Below are 20,317 nucleotides of genomic sequence, written 5' to 3' on the forward strand. Positions count from 1 at the left end.
GGAGCAGGTCGTATCCAACCACACCTGCGTCACGTCGCCAATGCAGAATGCGACCCGTGAGGGTGTTCTGCAACGTGATTCCCTCCGTCCCCTTTTCATTGGAGCAGGCGCATGAACCGATGGCGTTGTGGTGTGGCGATGGTGCTCGGCCTGGCGGCGATGCCGGCGTGGGCGGCGATGAAGACCCAGCCGGTGGAGTGGAAGCACGAGGGCACGACCTTCAGTGGCGTGCTGGTCTACGACGACGGCGACAACGACAAGCGCCCGGGCCTGGTGATGGTGCCCAACTGGAAGGGCGTCAACGAGTCCGCCATCGAGAAGGCCACGCAGCTGGCCGGCGATGACTACGTGGTGCTGGTGGCCGACGTGTACGGCAAGGGCGTGCGGCCAAAGACCGATGCCGAGGCCGGCCCGGTGGCGACCAAGCTGCGCAACGACCGGCCGCTGCTGCGTGCACGCGCGCTGGAAGCGGTGAACGTGCTCAAGGCGCAGGCCGGCAAGGCGCCGCTGGATGCCAGCCGGATCGGTGCGGTGGGCTTCTGCTTCGGCGGCACCACGGTGCTGGAACTGGCCCGCGCCGGTGCGCCGCTGGCCGGCGTGGTCAGCCTGCACGGCGGGCTCGGTTCGCCGCTGCCGGCACAGGCCGGTGGCAGCCATCCCTCGGTGCTTGTGCTCAACGGCGCCGACGACAAGAGCGTGACCGCCGAGGACATCGGCAGCTTCCAGAAGGAAATGGACGCGGCCAAGGTCGACTGGGAATTCACCAACTACAGCGGCGCGGTGCACTGCTTCGCCGAGCGTGATGCCAACAGCCCGCCGGGCTGCCAGTACAACGAACGGGCAGCCAAGCGCGCGTGGAAGGCGTTGGATGAGTTCTTCGAGGAGCGGTTCCGGTAACCGGTAGGTGCCGACCGTTGGTCGGCACACCTTCACCGGTCAATGCGAGCGCTGCACCGCGTAACGGGCCAGACCGCGCAGTGCGGCCACGGCATCGTTGTCGCCCAGGCCGTCGAGCGCGCGCTCGGCGGCTTCGGCGTATTCCTCGGCACGGCGGCGGCTGTAGTCCAGGCCGCCGGTGGCGCGGATGGCGGCCAGCACTTCCGGCATGGCCGAAGCGTCGCCGTCCTGCACGATGCTGCGCAGGCGCTCGCGGGTCGCGTCGTCCGAATGGGCCATCGCGTGGATCAGCGGCAGGGTCGCCTTGCCTTCGGCCAGGTCGTCACCCAGGTTCTTGCCCAGTTCCTCGGCGTTGGCCGAGTAGTCCAGGACGTCGTCGGCGATCTGGAAGGCGTAGCCCAGGTGCATGCCGTAGTCGTACAGGGCCTGCTGTGTGGTTTCGTCCACGCCGCTGGCCAGCGCGCCCAGGCGGGTGCCGGCAGCGAACAGCACCGCGGTCTTGCGCTCGATCACGCGCAGGTAGGCCGCTTCGTCGGTGTCCGGGTTGTGCACGTGCAGCAGCTGCAGCACTTCGCCCTCGGCGATGCGGTTGGTGGTGTCGGCCAGGATCTGCATGACCGGCATGCGGTCCAGTTCCACCATCAGCTGGAAGCTGCGCGAATACAGGAAGTCACCCACCAGCACGCTCGGCGCGTTGCCCCACAGGGCATTGGCGGTGCTGCGGCCGCGCCGCAGGCTCGATTCGTCCACCACGTCGTCGTGCAGCAGGGTGGAGGTGTGGATGAACTCGATGATCGCTGCCAGCTGGTGGTGCTCGGGGCCGGCCGTGCCGACAGCATGCCCGGCCAGCATCACCAGCATCGGCCGCAGGCGCTTGCCGCCGGCGGAAATGATGTGGTCGGCGATCTGGTTGATCAGTACGACGTCCGAGGACAGCCGGTGCCGGATCAGGGCATCGACGGCGGCCATGTCGGCCGCAGCAAGCGACTGGATCTGGGGCAGGCCCAGGGCGGGACGGGTGTCTTCGGTGATGGTCATGCGATCAGGCTTTCAGGCTCACCGCCAATTATAGGGGCTGGCCGTGAAATCGGGCGGAAACCGGCCCATCCGGCCTTTTCGCAGGGCGTTGGCCGGCCCGGCGGCGTGAATACGTATGCAGGCAGCGCCATGCCCGGGAAGCCGCCGCTAAGCTTGCCGGAGTTGGTTTTCGGCCCGCTTCCGGTGGGTCCCGCATGCCCGGAGGGGGGCTGTCGATGTCGCACAATCCATGGTGGCGCGGAGCCGTCATCTACCAGATTTACCCGCGCAGCTACCTCGACGCCAGCGGCGACGGGGTGGGCGACCTGCCGGGCATCATCCAGCGCCTGGACCACATCGCGGCGCTGGGCGCCGATGCGATCTGGATCTCGCCGTTCTTCAAGTCGCCGATGGCCGATTTCGGCTATGACATCGCCGATTACCGCGATGTCGACCCGCTGTTCGGCAGCCTGGAGGACTTCGACCGCCTGCTGGCCAAGGCGCATGGCCTGGGCCTGAAGGTGATGATCGACCAGGTGCTCAGCCACACCTCGCTCGAGCATGCCTGGTTCCGCGAGAGCCGCCAGGATCGCACCAATCCCAAGGCCGACTGGTACGTGTGGGCCGACCCGCGCGAGGACGGCACGCCGCCCAACAACTGGCTGTCGCTGTTCGGTGGCGGCGCCTGGCAGTGGGAGCCGCGCCGCGAGCAGTACTACCTGCACAACTTCCTGGTCGACCAGCCGGACCTGAACTTCCACCACCCGGACGTGCAGCAGGCGACCCTGGACAACGTGCGGTTCTGGCTGGACCGCGGCGTGGACGGCTTCCGCCTGGACGCCATCAACTTCTGCTTCCACGACGCGCAGCTGCGCGACAACCCGCCCAAGCCGGCGGACAAGCGCGTGGGCCGCGGCTTCAGCCCGGACAACCCATACGCCTACCAGTACCACTACTACAACAACACGCAGCCGGAAAACCTACCGTTCCTGCAGCAACTGCGCGCGCTGCTGGACGAGTACCCGGGCGCGGTGAGCCTGGGCGAGATTTCCTCGGAGGACTCGCTGGCCACCACCGCCGAGTACACCCAGGACGGCCGCCTGCACATGGGCTACAGCTTCGAGCTGCTGGTGGACGACTACAGCGCGGCCTACATCCGTGAAACGGTCGCGCGCCTGGAAGCGGTGATGACCGAAGGCTGGCCGTGCTGGGCGGTGTCCAACCATGACGTGGAGCGGGCCGTGAGCCGCTGGGGCGGCCGTCCGTCCGACCCGCGCCTAGCCCGCATGCTGGTGGCGATGCTGTGCTCGCTGCGCGGTTCGGTCTGCCTGTACCAGGGGGAAGAGCTGGGCCTGGCCGAGGCGGAAGTCGCCTTCGAGGACCTGCAGGACCCCTACGGCATCACCTTCTGGCCGAACTTCAAGGGCCGTGATGGCTGCCGCACGCCGATGCCGTGGACCGACGCCCCGCTGGCCGGCTTCACCACCGGCAAGCCCTGGCTGCCGATCCCGGCCGAGCACCGGGCGGCGGCGGTGGCGGTGCAGGAAGCCGACCCGGGTTCGGTCCTGGCGGCCTTCCGCGGCTTCCTCGCCTGGCGGCGGACTCAGCCGGCCCTGCAGCACGGCGACATCCGTTTCCTGGACAGTGCCGAGCCAGTGCTGCTGTTCGAGCGTATGCTTGCAGATGAAACCCTCCTGCTGGCCTTCAACCTGTCGGCCGAGTCGGTGAGCCATCCGCTGCCGCCGGGCAACTGGCAGCAGGTGGCGGTGCCGGGCCCGGATGCGGGCACGGTGCAGGGCAATGAACTCCAGCTGCCGCCGCGTGCGGTGTATTGCGCACGACGCAGCTGACCGATTTCTCCGGTGGCGGTACTTGCGGGGACGGGGCCGAAGCGCCCCGTCCCTTTTTTGTGGGTGGCTGTTCGCAGGTGCTTTGCAAGTTCTGGAATGGCGTTGACCGGGGCAGGGAGGCGATATTGATTGAGGCGATCAGCTGTGCGCTGATGTTCTCTTGACCTCCTGCTAAGCGAATCCTCGCCGTGCGTGGATGCACTTGGTAGATCCACGCCATGCGTGGATGTGGTGGCTGTAGCGGTGTCGACGCGCAAAAGAAAACCCGCTGCCTGCGCAGCGGGTTTCCGGTCCTGCTCCCCGTGTTGCGTCGCCGGGCATGGCCCGGCGCTACCGATTCAGGACCGCCGGGCATGGCCCGGCGCTACCGATTCAGCACCGCCGGGCATGGCCCGGCGCTACCGGTGGGTTGCCGGCCAGCGGCCGGCACTACCGATCGTGGTCAGAACTTGTAGTTCACGCCCAGCACGTAGGTGCGGCCCCACTCGATGTATTCCAGCGGGCGGTCCGTGGTGCCGGCATAGGTGCGGTACGGCTCGTTGGTCAGGTTGCTTCCCTGCAGCAGCAGGGTCAGGCCACGCAGGGCACTGCTGTCGCTGAAGGTGTAGCTGATCTGCGCATCGGTCACGTTCTCGCCCACCACGTAACGCAGCGTGCGGTTGCCGTTGAAGTTGCCGATCTCACCGATGAAGTCCGAACGACGGCGCTGGCTCACGCGCGCTTCGAAGCCGTTGCGCTCGAAGTAGGCGGTGAAGTTGTACACGCGCTCGGACAGGCCGGGCAGGCTGATCGGATCCGAACCCACGCTGGAGGCGCTTTCCGGGTCGAGGATCTTGATGTCGCTCTTGTTGAAGGTGGCACTGGCCTGCACGCCGAAGCCACGCAGGCTGTCGGTCAGCATGTCCAGCGGGAACGATGCCGTCAGTTCCAGGCCCTTCAGCGTGCCGCCCTTGCCGTTTTCCGGGGTGGAGAACGTGCCGGTGGTCAGCACCGGTGCGGTCATGCCCGGCGGCGGCACGTAGCTGCCCAGCAGGTCGGTGAAGTCGTAGTCGTCCACCGACTGGGTGTAGACGTAGCTCTTCAGGTCCTTGTAGAAGATCGCGGCGGCCACGTAGGCCTTTTCACCGAAGTACTTCTCGTAGGACAGGTCCAGCGCGGTGGCACGCCACGGATCCAGCAGCGGGTTGCCGCCGCTGCCGCCGGGCTTGCCGGTGGCGGTATCCACGCCGAACTCCAGGCCGGCACGCATCTGGTCCACGCGCGGGCGCGCGACCTGCTTGGCCGCGGCGAAGCGCAGCGTCTGCTGGTGCGGGAACATGAAGGCCAGGTTCAAGCTCGGCAGCCAGTCGTTGTAGGTCTTGCCGTTGGAGTACGGCTGGATGTTGCTGCCGGCCGGCTGCGAGCTGTCCCAGTAGCGCGAATCCGAACTCTGGTCGGTGTGCTGCATCTGCACGCCGATGTTGCCGCGCACACCCACCTCACCGATGTCGGTGTTGATGTTCAGGCGCGCCCAGGCGGTGGTGATCTTTTCCTGCACCACCCACGACTTCGGGATCAGGTAGTCGAGGTTGTCGACCGGGTTGAAGGTCATGTAGCGGCCCACGGCCGCCGGCACGTTCCAGGCCGGGATGTAGCCGATGCCGGCAAAGCCCAGGTTGACCGGCGCGTACTGCAGGTCCGAGGCGATGTTGGCATCGCCCTGCGCACCCAGCAGGATGTTGCCTTCGGACTGGGTCTTGGTCTTGCGGCGGTCGGCGTAGTTCACGCCGATGTCCACGTCCGGTGCCCACGAGGCGATGGCCTCCGGCAGGGCGATGGTCGCGGCCAGCTTGGCGCCCTTCAGGCGGTCTTCCACCTGCGGCACCTTGCCGTAGCCGGAGCCGTAGATGGTGTTGGTCAGGAACAGCGCATTGGGATCGGAGTAATCCAGGCCCGGGCTGATCTGCGAGAAGCCGTTCGGGCGGATCTGCAGGCCGATGGTGTCCAGCTGCGGCATCGGGGTCAGCTGCAGGTTGTTTTCCAGGTTCAGCTCATCGCGCGTGGCCTTGGAGTAGTTCACATCGGCGACGAGCTTGACGCTGCCGAAGGTGAACTCGTTGTTCCAGCCGAACGCATCGATCTTGTCCTTGCGCTTGTTGTACATGCCGCGCACCAGCGGGTACACGCCGCTGGCGGTGCCACCGGTGAAGGTGCCATCGGCATTGACCTGCGGGTTGCTGATCAGCAGGCCCGGGGTATAGCCACCATTGAAGTTGCTCAGGTTGAGCTCGAACTGGTTGGCGGTGTCGATCTGCTCGGCTTCGGTGTGGAACGCATCGAAGGTGCTGGTCCAGGCGTTGTTCGGCCGGAACTGGATGGTGGCCATCACGCCGTCGCGCTTGTTGTTGCCGGTACGGCGCAGCGCCTTGATGCCATCGGAGAAGTACGTGCCTGCGGCCACGCCCGGGCGGTTGCCGTTGGTGGTCTGCTCGGTGGTCCACGGCTCGTACAGGCCGACCTGGTTTTCCTGGATCGGGTTGTCGCTGTGCGCGTAGCCGATCGAGATGCCCAGGGTCTTGTCGAAGAACTGGTCGATGTAGCTGGCGCTGAAACGGTTGCCGAATTCATCGACATTGGCGGCTTCGCCGAGCGAACTCTTCTGCAGGCGGCCGCTGACGGCGATCACGCGGTCGGGGAAGCTGAGCGGGCGCACGGTCTGCATGTCGATGGTGCCCGACAGGCCCTGGCCGACCAGGGCGGCGTCCGGGGTCTTGTAGACGGTCACGCCGTTCACCAGTTCCGAGGGGTACTGGTCGAACTCGACGCTGCGGTTGTCGCCGGTGCTGACCACTTCACGCCCGTTGAGCAGGGTGGTGGCGAAGTCGGGCGACAGGCCGCGCACGCTGATGACCTGGGCACGGCCGGCCACGCGCTGTGCGGCCAGGCCGGGCAGGCGGCCCAGCGATTCGGCGATGCTGACGTCGGGCAGCTTGCCGATGTCTTCGGCCGAGATCGCTTCGACCACCGAGGTGGCGTCCTGCTTGATCGCAATGGCGTTTTCGATGCCGCGGCGGATGCCGGTGACCTGCACGGTGTCCAGGTTGGTGGCGGACGTACCGGTGGTGGCTTCGGTGGACTGCGTGGATTGCGCCGATGCCAGCGACGGCACCAGTGCAACGGCCAGCGCCAGACTCAGCGCGGTGCGCGTGTGGTTCAACATTTTCCCCTCCCAGGCAATGTTGTAGAGCATCTTGTGGTCGTCCCGGCGGTGCCGTGGACGTGCGACGCGGTGGCCGCTGTCGTCGCCGCTATGGTAGGCAGCGGCTTCTCCGCGGGAATCACCCTGCATACGTATTCAATGGCTTTCACAGCGTTGTAATCGATTCCAGTGCCCGTATCCCGGCGCTGTGCGCCGCCGCCCGAGCGTGGGCTCGGGCGCTACCGTGGAGGGCCGAGCCCATGCTCGGCTGCGGTTCCATCGGCCCGCGATTCAGAGCGGGGTGAACCGGATCGCCTGGCCACCGCCCGGTGCCAGCACCAGGGTCAGTGCATCGGCGCTGGTCACCTCGCGCGTCTCGCGCTTGAACGCGAACGGATTGCTGCGGAAATCCGCGCCTTCGCCATCGCGGTAGATCTCCGCGCGGTAGCGCACGCCCGGTTCCAGGAAGCCCAGCGATACCGGCAGCACGCGTCCGTGTTCATCGGTGATGCTGCCCAGGAACCAGTCACGGCTGTTGCGGTCGCGGCGCACGATCGTCACGTAGTCGCCCACTTCGCCATCCAGCACGCGGCTCTGTTCCCAGTCCACCGCCACGTCCTCGATGAAGCGGAACGCCTCGCGGTGCTGCAGGTAGTGCTCGGGCAGGTCGGCGGCCATCTGGATCGGGCTGTACAGCACCACGTACAGCGCCAGCTGGCGGGCCAGCGTGCTGGGAATGGCCTGGCCGTGGCGGCCCTTCAGGCTGAGGATGCCGGGCGTGTAGTCGAACGGGCCGGCCAGCATGCGGGTGAACACCAGGTTGACCTCGTGCTCGGGCGGGTTCGGCGGCTGGCCCCAGGCGTTGTACTCCATGCCGCGCGCGCCTTCGCGCGAGATCCAGTTGGGGTAGGTGCGGCGCAGGCCGGTGTCCTTGATCGGCTCGTGCGGATTCACCGACAGGTGCCGGCGCGCGGCTTCCTGCACCACCTTCAGGTGGTGGCGGGCCATGAACTGGCCGTCATGCCACTCGCGCCAGAGCGGGCCTCCGGCCGGATTGCGGCGGTCGACCTGGCCGTCATCGCAGACGTAGCCGGTCTTGAACTGGTCCACGCCCAGCCGCGCATACAGGTCCAGCGCGGCGCCCAGCTGGTCTTCGTAGTGCTCGATGGCGCAGCCGGTTTCGTGGTGGCCGATCAGGTGCACGCCCTTCTTCAGGCCGTGCGCGGACAGCGCCTCGATATCGAAGTCCGGCGTGGCACGGGTGAAATCGAAGTCGTAACCGTTGCCGACCCACATGCCGTCCCAGCCGGGATTCCAGCCTTCCACCAGCACGCCGCGGAAGCCATGCGCGGCGGCGAAGTCGATGACCTTCTTCGTCTTCGCGGTGGTGGCGGCGTGCTTCGGGCCGGTCGCCCAGCTCTCGTTGTCCAGGTGCATCGACCACCAGACGCCCAGGTACTTGGCCGGTTTCACCCAGCTCACATCGCCCAGTGCATTGGGTTCGTTGAGGTTGAGGATCAGGTCCGATTCGACCAGGCCACCGGCGCGGTCGGCGATCTGCAGCGTGCGCCACGGCGTGGCGAACGGCAGGGCACGGCGCACCTTCCAGCCTTCGGCCGAGGGCGAAAGCTGCGCGCGCAGGCGCTGGCCCTCGGTGCGGCGCAGCCACATGCCGGCGTAGTCCACCAGCGCGGCCTCGTGGATGGCCACGTGCAGGCCGTCGTGGCTGCGCAGGGTCATCGGCGTGTGCACCAGCGGCACTTCGCGCAGCGGCGTGCGCTGGTAGAGGTATTCGTAGTGGATCGGCTCGCCGGCCGGAATCCACCAGGCGGTCGAGTCGGGCGCAATGGCGAACTCGGTCAGCTCGTCATCGACGATCGCCTCGCGCAGGTTGGGCTGCTCGGGGAACACATAGCGGAAGCCGAGGCCGTCGTCGTAGACGCGGAACACCACGTCCAGGCGGCGCTTGCTGCCGGTGGTCTCGGCCAGCTGCACGGTCAGCTCGTTGAAGTGGTTGCGGGTGACCCGGCGCTCGCCCCAGGGCTGTTCCCAAGTGTCATCGACGCTGCGCTGCTGCTGGCCGAGCAGGGCGAAATCGCGGTCCAGGCGGCCATCGCGCAGTTCAAAGCCCAGCTTCGAATCGGCCACCACGGGCTCGCCGAAGCGCTCGACGCGGTAGCGCGCGGTGCCACCGTCCAGCACCAGGCTGACCTTGAGCACCTTGCCCGGCGATTCCACGCTGGCCACCTGTGGCGCGGCCTGGGCCAGGGCAGCCAGGCCCAGCAGGGCCAGGCCGAACACGTGCGCGAACATCGCGCGGATTGCAGCAGATGAAGCCGGCATTTCCCCTCCCAAGGCGCCGTTGGCAGACCCGGACCATAAGCCAGCGTGGGCGCCGCTCTTCACGCAACTGCGATGAATACGTATGCAACTGGCCTCAGGTTGCGGCGCCGCGTCTACCATGGGGCCAAGGCACCTTGAGGGAGGCGCCGCGCCCGCGCACCGTCCAAGGTGGCGCGGACCCATAACGGTGCAGAGAGGGAGGGAGGTCGACGGGCGCAAGCCGGTCTGCCGCTTCGATGCTGAAGATCATTTGCCTGACGGCTGCCCTCGGGGCAGCGCTGGGAACGACCGCGCACGCGGCCGACCTGGAATTCAACGGCCGCCATGCGCGTGCTGAAGCCGCTGCCAAGGGCAGCTTTGTCCTGCATGCGCGCAATCCGGAGGGGCGCGGCGACGTGCAGATCGCCGCCGCGCCCATGCGCAGCCAGACCGGCAGCGTGATGTTCGATGCGCTGTTCGCGCTGGCGCAGCAGGAAATGGACCAGGACCGCGTGGACGCGATCCGCGATCCGTCCTTCGACGAAGGCCGACCGGTGCCCTGCGACTGCTTCCAGACCGGTGCGCGCTGGCCTTATGTGTGGACCCGCGATCTGAGCTTCGCCGCCGATCTGGCACTGGCCAAGCTGGACCCGCAGCGCACCCGGCAGTCGCTGCAGTTCAAGCTGTCGGCCGCGCGTGATGGCCACACTCCCGGTCTGTTCGTTGCCCAGGACACCGGTTCCGGTGGCAGCTGGCCGATCAGCAGCGACCGCGTGGTGTGGTTCCTCGCCGCGCGCCACCTGCTGGATGATCCGGCGTTCGCCGACCAGGTGTGGCAGGCACTGCAGGGCACCCTGGCGCAGGACCGGGCGATGGTGTTCGACGCGCAGATGGGCCTGTACCGCGGCGAGACTTCTTTCCTGGACTGGCGCGAGCAGACCTACCCGGACTGGACGCGCGAGAACGTGCGCTTCATCGGTGATTCCTACGCGCTGTCCACCAACGTGCTGCACTATCAGGCGCTGCGCCTGGGCCAGCAGATGGCCGCGCAGCTTGGCGACGAGCGCAGCGAACAGTACAAGGCCTGGGCCGACGCGCTGGCGTTGCAGATCGATGCACGCTTCTGGCGCGAGGACATGGGCCAGTACATGAGCTACATCGGCGAAGCCGCGCACCCGGTGCCGTACGCCAAGGTCGATCTGCTGGGCCTGTCGCTGGGCATCCTCGCCGACGTGCTGCCCGCCGGGCGCGCGCAGCGTGCGCTGGCCGCCTACCCGATGGGGCCGGCCGGCAGCCCGGTGGTGTGGCCGCAGGAAGCGCAGCAGCCGATCTACCACAACCGCGCCATCTGGCCGTTCGTCAGCGCCTACTCGCTGCGTGCCGCGCGCAAGCTCGATGATGCCCCGCGCATCGCCGCCGAAATCCGTTCGCTGATGCAGGGCGCGGCACTGGCCGGTTCCAACATGGAGAACTACGAGCTGGTCACCCAGGCCGTGCACGTGGACGAGGGCGCGCTCAGTGGCCCGGTGGTCAACTCCGAGCGCCAGCTGTGGTCGGTGGCCGGTTACCTGGCCATGGTCAGCGAAGGCGTGTTCGGCCTGCAGGACGATGGCAGTGTGCAGCCCAAGTTGCCGGCCAGCCTGGTGCCGGACCTGTTCGGAAAGCAGCGCCGCATCAGCCTGGAGGCGAACGGCAAGCGCTATGTGCTGGAGCGGCCGAAACAGCTGGGCGACGGCCTGCTGGTGGCCGGCAAGGTGAAGACGCGGGGTGCGACCACCACCGTACAGCTGGTGCCGGCCGCTGCCGCGCCGCGTGCTGCCGTGGCCAGCGCCGACGCCAATGCGCGTGCACCGGCCACGCCGGCCGCACCGCAGGCCAGGCGCAGTGGCAAGGGCTGGACCGTGGCCGTGGCCGCCGACCAGGTGCTGTGGCAGGACGGCCAGGCACTGCAGCCGGCCAAGGGCGTGGGCGACGATGGGCTGCAGCATTGCCTGAGCCTGACCCGCCGCGACGGCGCACTGGAATCGCTGCACAGCCCGATGCTGTGCGTGGGCCCGCAGCAGGTGCTGCGCGGTGACCGGCAGTGGCGCTTCAGCAATGCCAAGGCCGGCCATGTGCGCCTGCGCCTGCAGTACAACAACCCGAACGGGCCGATCAACACCGGCGTGACCGCAGCGGTGAAGCAGTTGAACCTGCAGTGCGCGGGCCAGCCGGCGCAGCGGCAGACCGTCACCCTGCCGCACAGCGTTGCCGCGCAGGAATCGACCGCGGCCAGCTTCGGCGTGCCGAAGGGCCGCTGCACGGTCACCCTGGAAGAAGGCTTCAACATGAGCGCGCTGGAGCACTTCGCGCACTACACCGGCGGCAAGGGCGGGCGCGAGGGCGTGCTCAACCAGGCCCAGGTGCAGGCGCTGAAGGTGGCGCCGGTCGCTGCGGTCGAGGGTGCACGATGAGTCGTCCCGCCAAGCCGCAGCTGTCGTTCTGGCAGATCTGGAACATGTGTTTCGGCTTCCTCGGCATCCAGTTCGGGTTTGCACTGCAGAACGCCAACGCCAGCCGCATCTTCGAAACGCTGGGGGCATCGCAGGACGCGGTGCCGGGGCTGTGGATCGCCGCACCGCTGACCGGCCTGCTGGTGCAGCCGGTAGTGGGCTATCTGTCCGACCGTACCTGGACGCGCTGGGGGCGACGCCGCCCGTTCTTCATGATTGGCGCGGTGCTGACCACGCTGGCCCTGCTGGTGATGCCGAACTCGCCCACGCTGTGGATCGCGGCCGGCACGCTGTGGGTGCTGGATGCCTCCATCAACGTGTCGATGGAACCGTTCCGCGCGTTCGTCGGCGACCAGCTGGCGCCGCGCCAGCGGCCGACCGGCTATGCGATGCAGAGCTTCTTCATCGGCGTCGGCGCCATCGTCGCCAGCTTCCTGCCCTTCATCCTCACTCACTTCGGCGTCAGCAACACGGCCGTGCCGGGTGAAGTGCCCGACTCGGTGCGCTACTCGTTCTACTTCGGCGCGGTGGTGCTGCTGGCGGCAATCAGCTGGACGGTGTTCAGCACGCGCGAGTATTCGCCCACCGAGCTTGCGTCCTTCGACGATGCCGAGCCGCCCGCGCACCACGCCGGTGCCGCCGTCAGCGGGCCCGCACCGTGGGGCCAGGTGGCGCTGTGGCTGGGCCTGGGCGTGCTGCTGGCAGCGCTGATCGCCTGGCGCCAGGGCGACAAGATGCTGTACGTGCTGGCCGGCCTGTGCGCGGGTTACGGCCTGCTGCTGGCCGTAACCCACCTGTTGCCCGGCCCGCACATGCTGGCGGCCATCGTCGGCGACCTGCGGGCAATGCCGGTGACGATGCGGCGCCTGGCCTGGGTGCAGTTCTTCTCGTGGTTCGCACTGTTTGCGATGTGGATCTTCACCACCGCCGCCGTGGCCGGCACCCACTTCGGTTCCACCGATCCGCAGTCGGCGGCCTACAACGAAGGCGCCAACTGGGTGGGTGTGCTGTTTGGTGCCTACAACGGCTTCGCTGCACTGGCCGCGCTGCTGATCCCGCCGATGGTGCGCGCGCTCGGCCTGCGCTGGAGCCACCTGGTCAACCTGTGGCTGGGCGGGGCAGGGCTGATCTCGATGATGTTCATCGATGATCCGCGCTGGCTGCTGCTGTCGATGGTCGGCGTGGGCTTTGCCTGGGCCTCGATCCTGTCCCTGCCGTATGCCCTGCTGTCGGACAGCGTTCCGGCGGCAAAGATGGGCGTGTACATGGGCATCTTCAATTTCTTCATCGTGATCCCGCAGCTGGTCGCGGCCAGTGCGCTCGGCTTTGCCCTGCGCGCGTGGCTGGGTGAGCAGCCGATCCACGTGCTGGTGCTGGGCGGCTGCAGCCTGCTCGTGGCCGGTGTGTGCGTACTGCGGGTTCCGTCCCGTCCGGAGGTGGTGTGATGCGTGCTGTGCTGGCTGTTGCTGTTTCCCTTGCCCTGTTCGCCGGCCCGGCTGTGGCTGCGCCGCGCCCGGACTATGTGGGCACCACCGAGCCGTTCGCCAGCGATGCGGTGTACTTCGTGGTCACCGACCGTTTCGTCAACGGCGATCCGTCCAACGACCACCGCGACCAGGGCGGTAAGCACCGCACGTTCGACATCCCGGTGCCGTGCCCGGACAAGGTCGACGGCAACATCGGCTACCTCGGCGGTGATTTCCGCGGTGTGCTGGACAATGCGCAGTACATCCGCAATCTCGGTTTCGGTGCGGTGTGGATCACGCCCATCGTCGACAACCCGGACGAGGCCTTCACCGGCAGCAAGCCGATCAGCTGCACCAGTACGCTGACCGACCGCGGCAAGACCGGTTACCACGGCTACTGGGGCATCAATTTCTACACGCTCGACGAACACCTGCCCAGCAGGGACCTGGATTTCGCCGGCCTCAACAAGGGCCTGCACGATGCCGGCCTGAAAGTGGTGCTGGACATCGTCGGCAACCACGGTTCGCCTGCCTGGACCATGCCCAAGCGGCAGCCGCAGTTCGGCCAGATCTTCGACAAGGACGGCAAGCTGATTGCCGACCACCAGAACCTGCCGCCGCAGAAGCTGGACCCGAAGCACAACCCGCTGCACGCGTTCTACAACACCATCGGTCCGGTCGACGGCAAGGACGGTTCCATCTTCGACGGCAACCTGGCCGAGCTGTCCGACTTCAACCAGGACAACCCGGCGGTGATGGATTACCTGGTGGGCGCTTACCTGCAGTGGACCGCACAGGGCGTGGATGCGCTGCGCATCGACACCATCGGCTGGCTGCCGCACCGGTGGTGGCATGAGTTCGTCAAGCGCATCCGTGCCGCGCATCCGGGCATGTTCATGTTTGGCGAAGCGTTCGACTACAACGCGGCCAGCATCGCCGAACACACCTGGCCGGCCAACGCCAATGTCAGCGTGCTGGACTTCCCGCTGCGTGGCGCGCTGGAGCAGACCTTCGGCACCACCGGCAAGGGGTTTGAAACGCTGGCCGAGCCGTTGCACCTGACCGGTGGCCCGTACGCCAACCCGTACGAGCTGATGAGCTTCTACGACAACCACGACATGCCGCGCCTGCAGGCCAGCGACACCGGCTTCATCGACGCGCACAACTGGCTGTTCACCGCGCGCGGCATCCCCGTGGTCTATTACGGATCGGAGACCGGCTTCATGCGCGGCCGCGCCGAACACGCCGGCAACCGCGCGTACTTCGGTCAGCAGCGCGTGGATGACGCGCCGCAGAGCCCGATCTTCGCGCCGCTGCAGCGCATCGCCAAGCTGCGCGAGGCGACCCCGGCCCTGCAGCGCGGCCTGCAGGTGAACGAGCGCCTGCAGGGCGACGAAGCGGTGTTCTTCCGCGTGCTGCAGCACGGCGGCGTGGGGCAGACCGCGCTGGTGCTGCTGAACAAGGGCGATGGCGCGCGCAGCATCGAAGTGGATCGCTATCTGCAGCCCGGCACGTGGCGCGACGCGCTGGGCGGCGGCGAGCTGAAGGTGAAGCGCTCGCTGAAGGTGGAAGTGCCGGCGCACGGCGTGAAGGTCTTCGTACTGGATGCACCGGTGCAGAAGCCGGCGCTTCAGGCCGAGCTGGACAAGGCCGTGGCCGACCAGCAGGCACGCGACCAGCGCTTGAAGCGGTAGTGCCGGCCGCTGGCCGGCAGCTGCAGATGGATGGCATATTCAACTGCCGGCCAGCGGCCGGCACTACGACAAGGATGGGTTGAATGATGCGACGTCTGCTGGTTTCGCTGGGCGGTGGTGTGGTCACCGGGGCCCTGATCGCTGCCGTGACTTTCCCGTGGCTGGCGCGGACCGCCGCCATTGCCATGCCGCGCACGTTCAACGTGTATCTCTGGGACGCGCTGGTGGTGTTCGGCCTCGGCGCCAGCCTGGTGGCGTTCCCGCTGATGCTGCTGGCCCTGCGCCTGATCCGCGCGCGTGGCGCTGAAGTGGCCGCGATGCTGGTGGCAGCCATGCTCGCTGTAGTGGCTGCCCTGAAAGTGGTGGACGCGCTGGACGGCGGCGGCAGCGTGCTGCTGGCGTGGGCGGTGGGCATGCTGCTGGCCGCGCTGGTGCACGGCTTCTGGCGGCCGTCCCCCGTGCCGCAGAGCCAGGCCATGCCTGGCTGAATTCCGGTAGCGCCGGGCCATGCCCGGCGGAAGCCCCGCCCAAGCTGTAGAGCCGAGCCTGCGCTCGGCTGCGCTTGGGAGGGCAGCCGAGCGTGGGCTCGGCTCTACAATAGGTGCCCCTACCTGCCCGCCGTACCGCCATGACCGACCTTGCCCCGCAGACCCCGATCGAAACCCTGCTGAAGGCCGCCATGGACGGAGCCGTACCGATCCGCGCCTTCATGGAAGCCTTCGTGGCTTCCGAGGTGGTGCTGCTGTCCGGCAGCCTGGTCACCCCCGATGGCAGCGGCTTCGACCCGCTGCTGTTCGACAAGCAAGGCACCCTGCACGTGGCCGTTTTCACCGATCCGGCGCGGGTCGGCATCCATTCCCAGCAGGCCCCGCACCAGATCCGCTGGCTGATGCTGGACGTGCTGTACCGCGTGCCGGGTGGCTACGGCGTGGTGGTCAACCCCGGCACCACGCTGGGCTTCGAGATATCCGCCAGCGGCGTGGGCGAGATCCTGAAGGATTTCGCGCAGGGGTGATATGCCGGTTTTTGTCACCTGTAGAGTCGAGCCATGCTCGACTGCTTTCTGCTGGATCAGCCGAGCATGGCTCGACGCTACAGAATCGCAGTCCAGCGCTACAGCGTGCTTCCCTTCGGGCGCCGTCCGTGATTCCCTTGGGCGACATCGGAATGCAGGTTCTGTCATGGAATTCAGGGAACTACCCGGCGGCGCGCCGGAAAATCTGCAGCTGGCCCAGTGGTACCACACGCAATGGGGCAAGGAAGCCGGCCTGTCGCTGGAACAGGAACTGCAGCGCATCAACCAGCCGCAGGATGCCGAGGGTTTCCCGCACCTGATTGCTGCAATTCATGAAGATCAGATAGTCGGTGCGGTACAACTCAAGCGTCGGGAAATGCAGGCGTTCCCGCAGTATGAGCATTGGCTGGGCAGTGTATTCGTGGTTGACAGCCATCGCGGGCGTGGGCTTGCGAGCAACCTTGTCGATGAGGCGGTGGCGCTGGCGCGGCGGAAGGGCGTGCGCGAGCTCTACCTGCAGACCGAGGCGCTGGATGGTGGCCTGTACGCGCGGCTGGGCTGGCGGCCGATCTGTGAAGCCGACAGCCACGGCTATCGCGTGCTGGTGATGGTACGGAGGCTGCACGAATAAACACACCTGCATCCCGTATTCCCGTAACGCGCTGATCTTCCTGATCGCAGCGATCATCGCCGCATTGCTGGCCCTGCCGCTGCTGCGTGCCATCCGCATGGTGCGGTGGCCGGTGTTCGCTCTTGCCTGGCTGATCAACCTGGGGGCCGCCTGGCACCTCGGCCAATAGGCGCGGCAACAGGGGCGTCCGGCCTGGACCTTTGGCGGGCCTGCGCTGCTGGGCACGGTCGCTTCGATCGCCGTGTATGTGTTGCTGGGGCTCAAGCGCAGGGCATTGCCACGGGGGTGATGCGAGGAAAGCTCTGCCAGGCATGGCCTGGCACTACTCATTGATACCGACACGTGCGCATTCGGCCTGGGTCAGGTCAAGCCCGGCTGCCGTCGCTGTTCTGTAGAGTCGAGCCCACGCTCGGCGGCTGTTGCTTTGAGCAGCAAATGCAGTCGAGCGTGGGCTCGACTCTACAAAAGAGCCAAAGGCAGCCGAGCATGGGCTCAGCCCTACATCCGCTGCGACGACTCGCGCACCACCAGCTTCACCGGAATGCTCTGGCTCTCCACCGGCTGCCGCCCGATCAGCGCCAGCAGCTTCTCCACCAGCAGCTGGCCGGCCTGTTTGGTGTCCTGCTGCACCGTGGTCAGCGCCGGCGACACCGAGGCCGCCAGCGGAATATCGTCAAAACCAGTGACAGCCACATCCTGGGGCACCCGCAGGCCGGCCTCGCGCAATGCGCGCATCGCACCGATGGCGATCAGGTCGCTGGCCGCGCAGATCGCATCGATGCGTTCGCCGCGCGCCAGCAGCGCCATGCACGCTTCCTGCCCGGAGGCCTCGGTGGTGATCGCATCGTGCTGCAGTGCCGGGTCGGCGGCCAGGCCGTGCGTGCGCAGCGCTTCGACATGGCCGCGGTAGCGTTCCTCGAACTCCGGGTAATGGCTGGACGCGTGGCCGAGGAAGGCGATGCGGCGGCAGCCCTGCTGCAGCAGGTGGGCGGTGATGTCATGCCCGCCCTGGAAGTTGTCGCTGCCGATCGACACGCCCGGCTGGCCGGGCAGGGCCGCGCCCCAGCGCACGAAGTGCGTGCCCTGTTCGACCAGCCGCTGCAGGCGGTCGCGCGACTGGTGGTAGTCGCCGTAGCCGAGCAGGATGATGCCGTCGGCCTTGTTGCTGTCCTCGTAGTCGGCCTGCCAGTCGGTGGACAGCTGCTGGAAAGACACCAGCAGGTCCTGCCCGTGCAGCGCGCAGGCGCGGGTGATCGAGCCCAGCATCGAGTGGAAGAACGGGTTGATCAGCGAATCGTCGTTGGTCGGGTCTTCGAAGAACAGCAGGGCCAGGGTGCCGGCATTGCGCAGGCGCAGGCTGGAGGCGTTCTTGTCGACCTTGTAGTTCAGCTCGCGGGCGATACGCAGGATGCGCTCGCGGGTTTCGGCATTGACCATCGGGCTGCCGCGCAGGGCACGCGACACCGTGGGCTGGGAAACCCCGGCCAGGTGGGCGATGTCCAGGGACGTGGCTTTGCCTTTGATGGTCATGGGCGGTGCAGGCGGGGGGATTCACGGATGATGCCACGGGTGGCTGCTGCTGGCCCTGCCGATGTCCCGCCGGGGAGACGGATCGGACAGCGTTTGGCTGTGACGCGACCGGACCCGCACGGTGCGGACCGGTCCAGGTCATCCCGGCTGCCGGCTGGATTGAAAGGCCTCCAGAGCCTGACGGGGCAAGGGCTCGGGGTGCATTCCGGCCGCCGCCGGGGGCTTCCCTGACCGGGCGCACGGCGGCGGCGATGATAAGATGGGACATTCTTGAATTCCCCCCAAATGCATCGGGGGCGGCCCCGGGCCACTGCCTCCTGCCAGGAGGACGTGCTATCACTGGTGGTCTGCCCCTGTACAACGGACGAACACACCTATGGCGCGTGGCATCAACAAAGTCATCCTGGTCGGCAACCTCGGCAACGACCCGGACGTGAAGTACACCCAGGGCGGCATGGCGATCACCCGCATCAGCCTGGCCACCACCAGCGTCCGCAAGGACAAGGACGGCAACCAGCAGGAGCGCACCGAGTGGCACCGCGTGGTGTTCTTCGGCAAGCTCGGCGAAATCGCCGGCGAATACCTGCGCAAGGGCAGCTCGGTCTACGTCGAAGGCAGCCTGCGCTACGACAAGTACACCGGCCAGGATGGCGTGGAGAAGTACTCCACCGACATCATCGCCGACGAAATGCAGATGCTGGGCGGCCGCGGTGAAGGAGGCGGTGGCGGCGGTGGTGGCAACTTCGGCGGCGACCGTCCGCAGCGCCAGCAGGCCCCGCGCCAGGAATACGGCGGCGGTGGCGGCCAGCGTGGCGGCCAGGGTGGTGGTTACGGCAACCAGGGCGGTGGCCAGGGCGGCTACGGCAACCAGGGCGGCGGCAACCAGGGTGGCAACCAGCGCCCGCAGCCGCAGCAGGCACCGCCGATGGACGACTTCGCTGACGACGATATTCCGTTCTAGGAAATACCTAAGTAATAAAGGTTGAAATAGACCGAGGAGGAGCCCTATCCATGGGGCTCCTCCTTTTTTTTTACCTTCTCGACCCGGTAAGAAAAATGGGTATAGTCATGCATACGTGAAATCAGGCGAGCAAGGGACGATGCCCAAGCTGTCGGTCCATGTAATGCAAAGCGGTGAGCGCGTTCCAATGCTCCAAGACGAGCTGGGGCTGCCGCTGTTCTATCCCACGTTGTTCGCGACCTCCCAGCTACGAAATGCTGCGGTCGCAGTGAACACCATACGCAACAAGCTTGCCGATCTCATCGTGTTGCTCCGTTGGCAGGCTGCGAGTCGTCGGGATCTGGTTTCGGAGTTCCGGGCCGGGCGCTTTCTGACCATCGCGGATGTAGTTTCGCTGCGGGACTTCGCCAAGCTTGATATGCGGAACTGGAAGCTCGATGAACCGGGCATGGAAAGGCCAAGCGGTCGAGTCCTGGAATTTCTGGAGGCAAGGCTTGCTCCGAGCCGAGCGCAAGCCGCAATTGGCCCACAGCAGCATTTCAATCGTCTAACTACGTTTGCCGACTACCTGGAGTTCACGGCTAACGTTATTACGCAGTGCGAGGGATCCCCTCAATTCGGGCAAGAAATTGCACGGAAGGCCCCTTCCTGCATTGGACCGCGCATCGCGCCCGCGCGCAGTCGACAGACCAAAGTAGGAACTTGCCGATAGACGACATATGGCACCCATCACGCGGTTGGAGAGACGGTCCAAACTTCGAATTTTCAACTCCTCAATGACATGGGGAGGGGCGCGTCTGCAATTTCCCGGATGGGTTTCATCGCCGGGCTTGTCGCTTACCAGCACTCCTCGGCACTCCAAGGAGAAAAGTCTTGCCTGGCGGCTTCCAGTACGAGATCTGGATCCAAAGCGAGTACCGCTGATGGCGTTCCCCCAGACAGACGAGCATGTGGCGCGATCAGCCATTCGATTTCCTGCCAACCGGATGTGATTTTTCCATCTGAGATGCCATATGGACCTCGTAGAAGCGTCAGCAGCTCTGAGAGGCCTCTCAAGGCGTCCCGGTTGGGGCGAGCTGCCACTTGGGGAAGAGATAGAGCTTCCGTTCTGCGATCCAGACCCCAAGCACGCTTCCAGATTGCAGGCACTGCATCAGCGTCCAGTTCCGGCGGGTGTCCGGGCTTAGCAGAGCTTCGAACGTTGCTGCATCGAGCCAGCCCGCCGCAGCATCTGCCCTGGCTTGAGCAGATGCGGTCGTTTCCA

The 20,317-nt window shown here is 66.7% G+C and carries 14 protein-coding genes and 1 pseudogene; 11 read left to right on the forward strand and 4 right to left on the reverse strand.

The window, feature by feature from the left end:
• The first annotated feature begins 111 nt into the window (after positions 1 to 111).
• A complete protein-coding gene (locus FJU31_RS08000; RefSeq protein WP_150454272.1) occupies positions 112 to 897 on the forward strand; it encodes a dienelactone hydrolase family protein in 786 nt (261 codons plus the stop codon).
• Between the two features lie 39 nt (positions 898 to 936).
• Here the strand turns inward: FJU31_RS08000 and FJU31_RS08005 are convergent, their stop codons facing one another.
• The gene (locus FJU31_RS08005) at positions 937 to 1,935 is read right to left on the reverse strand and encodes a polyprenyl synthetase family protein (RefSeq protein WP_150454273.1); all 999 of its coding nucleotides are present in this window, start codon (positions 1,933 to 1,935) and stop codon (positions 937 to 939) included.
• 215 nt (positions 1,936 to 2,150) lie between these two features.
• On the opposite strand from FJU31_RS08005, the gene FJU31_RS08010 reads away from it, so the two are divergent.
• Positions 2,151 to 3,764, forward strand: coding sequence for an alpha-glucosidase family protein (locus FJU31_RS08010; protein WP_150454274.1), 1,614 nt, complete (start codon positions 2,151 to 2,153; stop codon positions 3,762 to 3,764).
• Between the two features lie 442 nt (positions 3,765 to 4,206).
• On the opposite strand, the gene FJU31_RS08015 is transcribed toward FJU31_RS08010, so the two are convergent.
• Positions 4,207 to 6,963 (reverse strand): TonB-dependent receptor, encoded by a 2,757-nt coding sequence (locus tag FJU31_RS08015; RefSeq protein ID WP_188115466.1) that lies wholly within the window; start codon positions 6,961 to 6,963, stop codon positions 4,207 to 4,209.
• 270 nt (positions 6,964 to 7,233) lie between these two features.
• Positions 7,234 to 9,285 (reverse strand): glycoside hydrolase family 97 protein, encoded by a 2,052-nt coding sequence (locus FJU31_RS08020; protein ID WP_150454276.1) that lies wholly within the window; start codon positions 9,283 to 9,285, stop codon positions 7,234 to 7,236.
• Positions 9,286 to 9,521: 236 nt separating this feature from the next.
• On the opposite strand from FJU31_RS08020, the gene FJU31_RS08025 reads away from it, so the two are divergent.
• The 7 genes and pseudogenes from FJU31_RS08025 to FJU31_RS19435 all read left to right on the forward strand — a co-directional run bounded on the left by FJU31_RS08025 (position 9,522) and on the right by FJU31_RS19435 (position 16,851).
• Positions 9,522 to 11,717 (forward strand): glucosidase family protein, encoded by a 2,196-nt coding sequence (locus FJU31_RS08025; protein WP_150454277.1) that lies wholly within the window; start codon positions 9,522 to 9,524, stop codon positions 11,715 to 11,717.
• Positions 11,714 to 13,201, forward strand: a complete 1,488-nt coding sequence (locus FJU31_RS08030) for an MFS transporter (RefSeq protein ID WP_150454278.1) — start codon at positions 11,714 to 11,716, stop codon at positions 13,199 to 13,201. Before FJU31_RS08025 ends, FJU31_RS08030 begins: the two co-directional genes overlap by 4 nt.
• Positions 13,201 to 14,916 carry an alpha-amylase family glycosyl hydrolase gene (locus FJU31_RS08035; RefSeq protein ID WP_150454279.1) on the forward strand — a complete coding sequence of 572 codons (1,716 nt, stop codon included), beginning with the start codon at positions 13,201 to 13,203 and terminating at the stop codon, positions 14,914 to 14,916. The genes FJU31_RS08030 and FJU31_RS08035 overlap by 1 nt, the downstream gene beginning before the upstream one ends.
• Before the next feature lie 83 nt (positions 14,917 to 14,999).
• Positions 15,000 to 15,404, forward strand: coding sequence for a hypothetical protein (locus FJU31_RS08040; protein ID WP_150454280.1), 405 nt, complete (start codon positions 15,000 to 15,002; stop codon positions 15,402 to 15,404).
• A 140-nt stretch (positions 15,405 to 15,544) separates the two neighbouring features.
• A complete protein-coding gene (locus FJU31_RS08045; protein ID WP_150454281.1) occupies positions 15,545 to 15,931 on the forward strand; it encodes an SseB family protein in 387 nt (128 codons plus the stop codon).
• A 166-nt stretch (positions 15,932 to 16,097) separates the two neighbouring features.
• On the forward strand, positions 16,098 to 16,562 hold the full coding sequence (locus FJU31_RS08050; protein WP_150454282.1) for a GNAT family N-acetyltransferase: 465 nt from the start codon (positions 16,098 to 16,100) through the stop codon (positions 16,560 to 16,562).
• Positions 16,563 to 16,572: 10 nt separating this feature from the next.
• Positions 16,573 to 16,851: pseudogene (locus tag FJU31_RS19435) on the forward strand (hypothetical protein).
• A 209-nt stretch (positions 16,852 to 17,060) separates the two neighbouring features.
• On the opposite strand, the gene FJU31_RS08060 reads toward FJU31_RS19435, so the two are convergent.
• Positions 17,061 to 18,092, reverse strand: coding sequence for a LacI family DNA-binding transcriptional regulator (locus FJU31_RS08060; RefSeq protein WP_150454283.1), 1,032 nt, complete (start codon positions 18,090 to 18,092; stop codon positions 17,061 to 17,063).
• 376 nt (positions 18,093 to 18,468) lie between these two features.
• Between FJU31_RS08060 and FJU31_RS08065 the strand changes: the two genes are divergently transcribed.
• Both FJU31_RS08065 and FJU31_RS08070 read left to right on the forward strand, forming a co-directional pair.
• Entirely contained in the window at positions 18,469 to 19,053 is a 585-nt protein-coding gene (locus tag FJU31_RS08065; RefSeq protein WP_150454284.1) for a single-stranded DNA-binding protein, read from the forward strand.
• 139 nt (positions 19,054 to 19,192) lie between these two features.
• The gene (locus tag FJU31_RS08070) at positions 19,193 to 19,765 is read left to right on the forward strand and encodes a hypothetical protein (protein ID WP_150454285.1); all 573 of its coding nucleotides are present in this window, start codon (positions 19,193 to 19,195) and stop codon (positions 19,763 to 19,765) included.
• The last annotated feature ends 552 nt before the right edge of the window (positions 19,766 to 20,317 follow it).

Source organism: Stenotrophomonas cyclobalanopsidis, assembly GCF_008710035.1.
Lineage (GTDB): Bacteria > Pseudomonadota > Gammaproteobacteria > Xanthomonadales > Xanthomonadaceae > Stenotrophomonas > Stenotrophomonas cyclobalanopsidis.

Excerpts from the sequence above, each read along its gene's own strand:
- FJU31_RS08000 (WP_150454272.1), top strand. The coding sequence starts at position 112 with ATGAACCGATGGCGTTGTGGTGTGGCGATGGTGCTCGGCCTGGCGGCG.
- FJU31_RS08005 (WP_150454273.1), bottom strand. The coding sequence starts at position 1,935 with ATGACCATCACCGAAGACACCCGTCCCGCCCTGGGCCTGCCCCAGATC.
- FJU31_RS08010 (WP_150454274.1), top strand. The coding sequence starts at position 2,151 with ATGTCGCACAATCCATGGTGGCGCGGAGCCGTCATCTACCAGATTTAC.
- FJU31_RS08015 (WP_188115466.1), bottom strand. The coding sequence starts at position 6,963 with ATGTTGAACCACACGCGCACCGCGCTGAGTCTGGCGCTGGCCGTTGCA.
- FJU31_RS08020 (WP_150454276.1), bottom strand. The coding sequence starts at position 9,285 with ATGCCGGCTTCATCTGCTGCAATCCGCGCGATGTTCGCGCACGTGTTC.
- FJU31_RS08025 (WP_150454277.1), top strand. The coding sequence starts at position 9,522 with ATGCTGAAGATCATTTGCCTGACGGCTGCCCTCGGGGCAGCGCTGGGA.
- FJU31_RS08030 (WP_150454278.1), top strand. The coding sequence starts at position 11,714 with ATGAGTCGTCCCGCCAAGCCGCAGCTGTCGTTCTGGCAGATCTGGAAC.
- FJU31_RS08035 (WP_150454279.1), top strand. The coding sequence starts at position 13,201 with ATGCGTGCTGTGCTGGCTGTTGCTGTTTCCCTTGCCCTGTTCGCCGGC.
- FJU31_RS08040 (WP_150454280.1), top strand. The coding sequence starts at position 15,000 with ATGATGCGACGTCTGCTGGTTTCGCTGGGCGGTGGTGTGGTCACCGGG.
- FJU31_RS08045 (WP_150454281.1), top strand. The coding sequence starts at position 15,545 with ATGACCGACCTTGCCCCGCAGACCCCGATCGAAACCCTGCTGAAGGCC.
- FJU31_RS08050 (WP_150454282.1), top strand. The coding sequence starts at position 16,098 with ATGGAATTCAGGGAACTACCCGGCGGCGCGCCGGAAAATCTGCAGCTG.
- FJU31_RS08060 (WP_150454283.1), bottom strand. The coding sequence starts at position 18,092 with ATGACCATCAAAGGCAAAGCCACGTCCCTGGACATCGCCCACCTGGCC.
- FJU31_RS08065 (WP_150454284.1), top strand. The coding sequence starts at position 18,469 with ATGGCGCGTGGCATCAACAAAGTCATCCTGGTCGGCAACCTCGGCAAC.
- FJU31_RS08070 (WP_150454285.1), top strand. The coding sequence starts at position 19,193 with ATGCCCAAGCTGTCGGTCCATGTAATGCAAAGCGGTGAGCGCGTTCCA.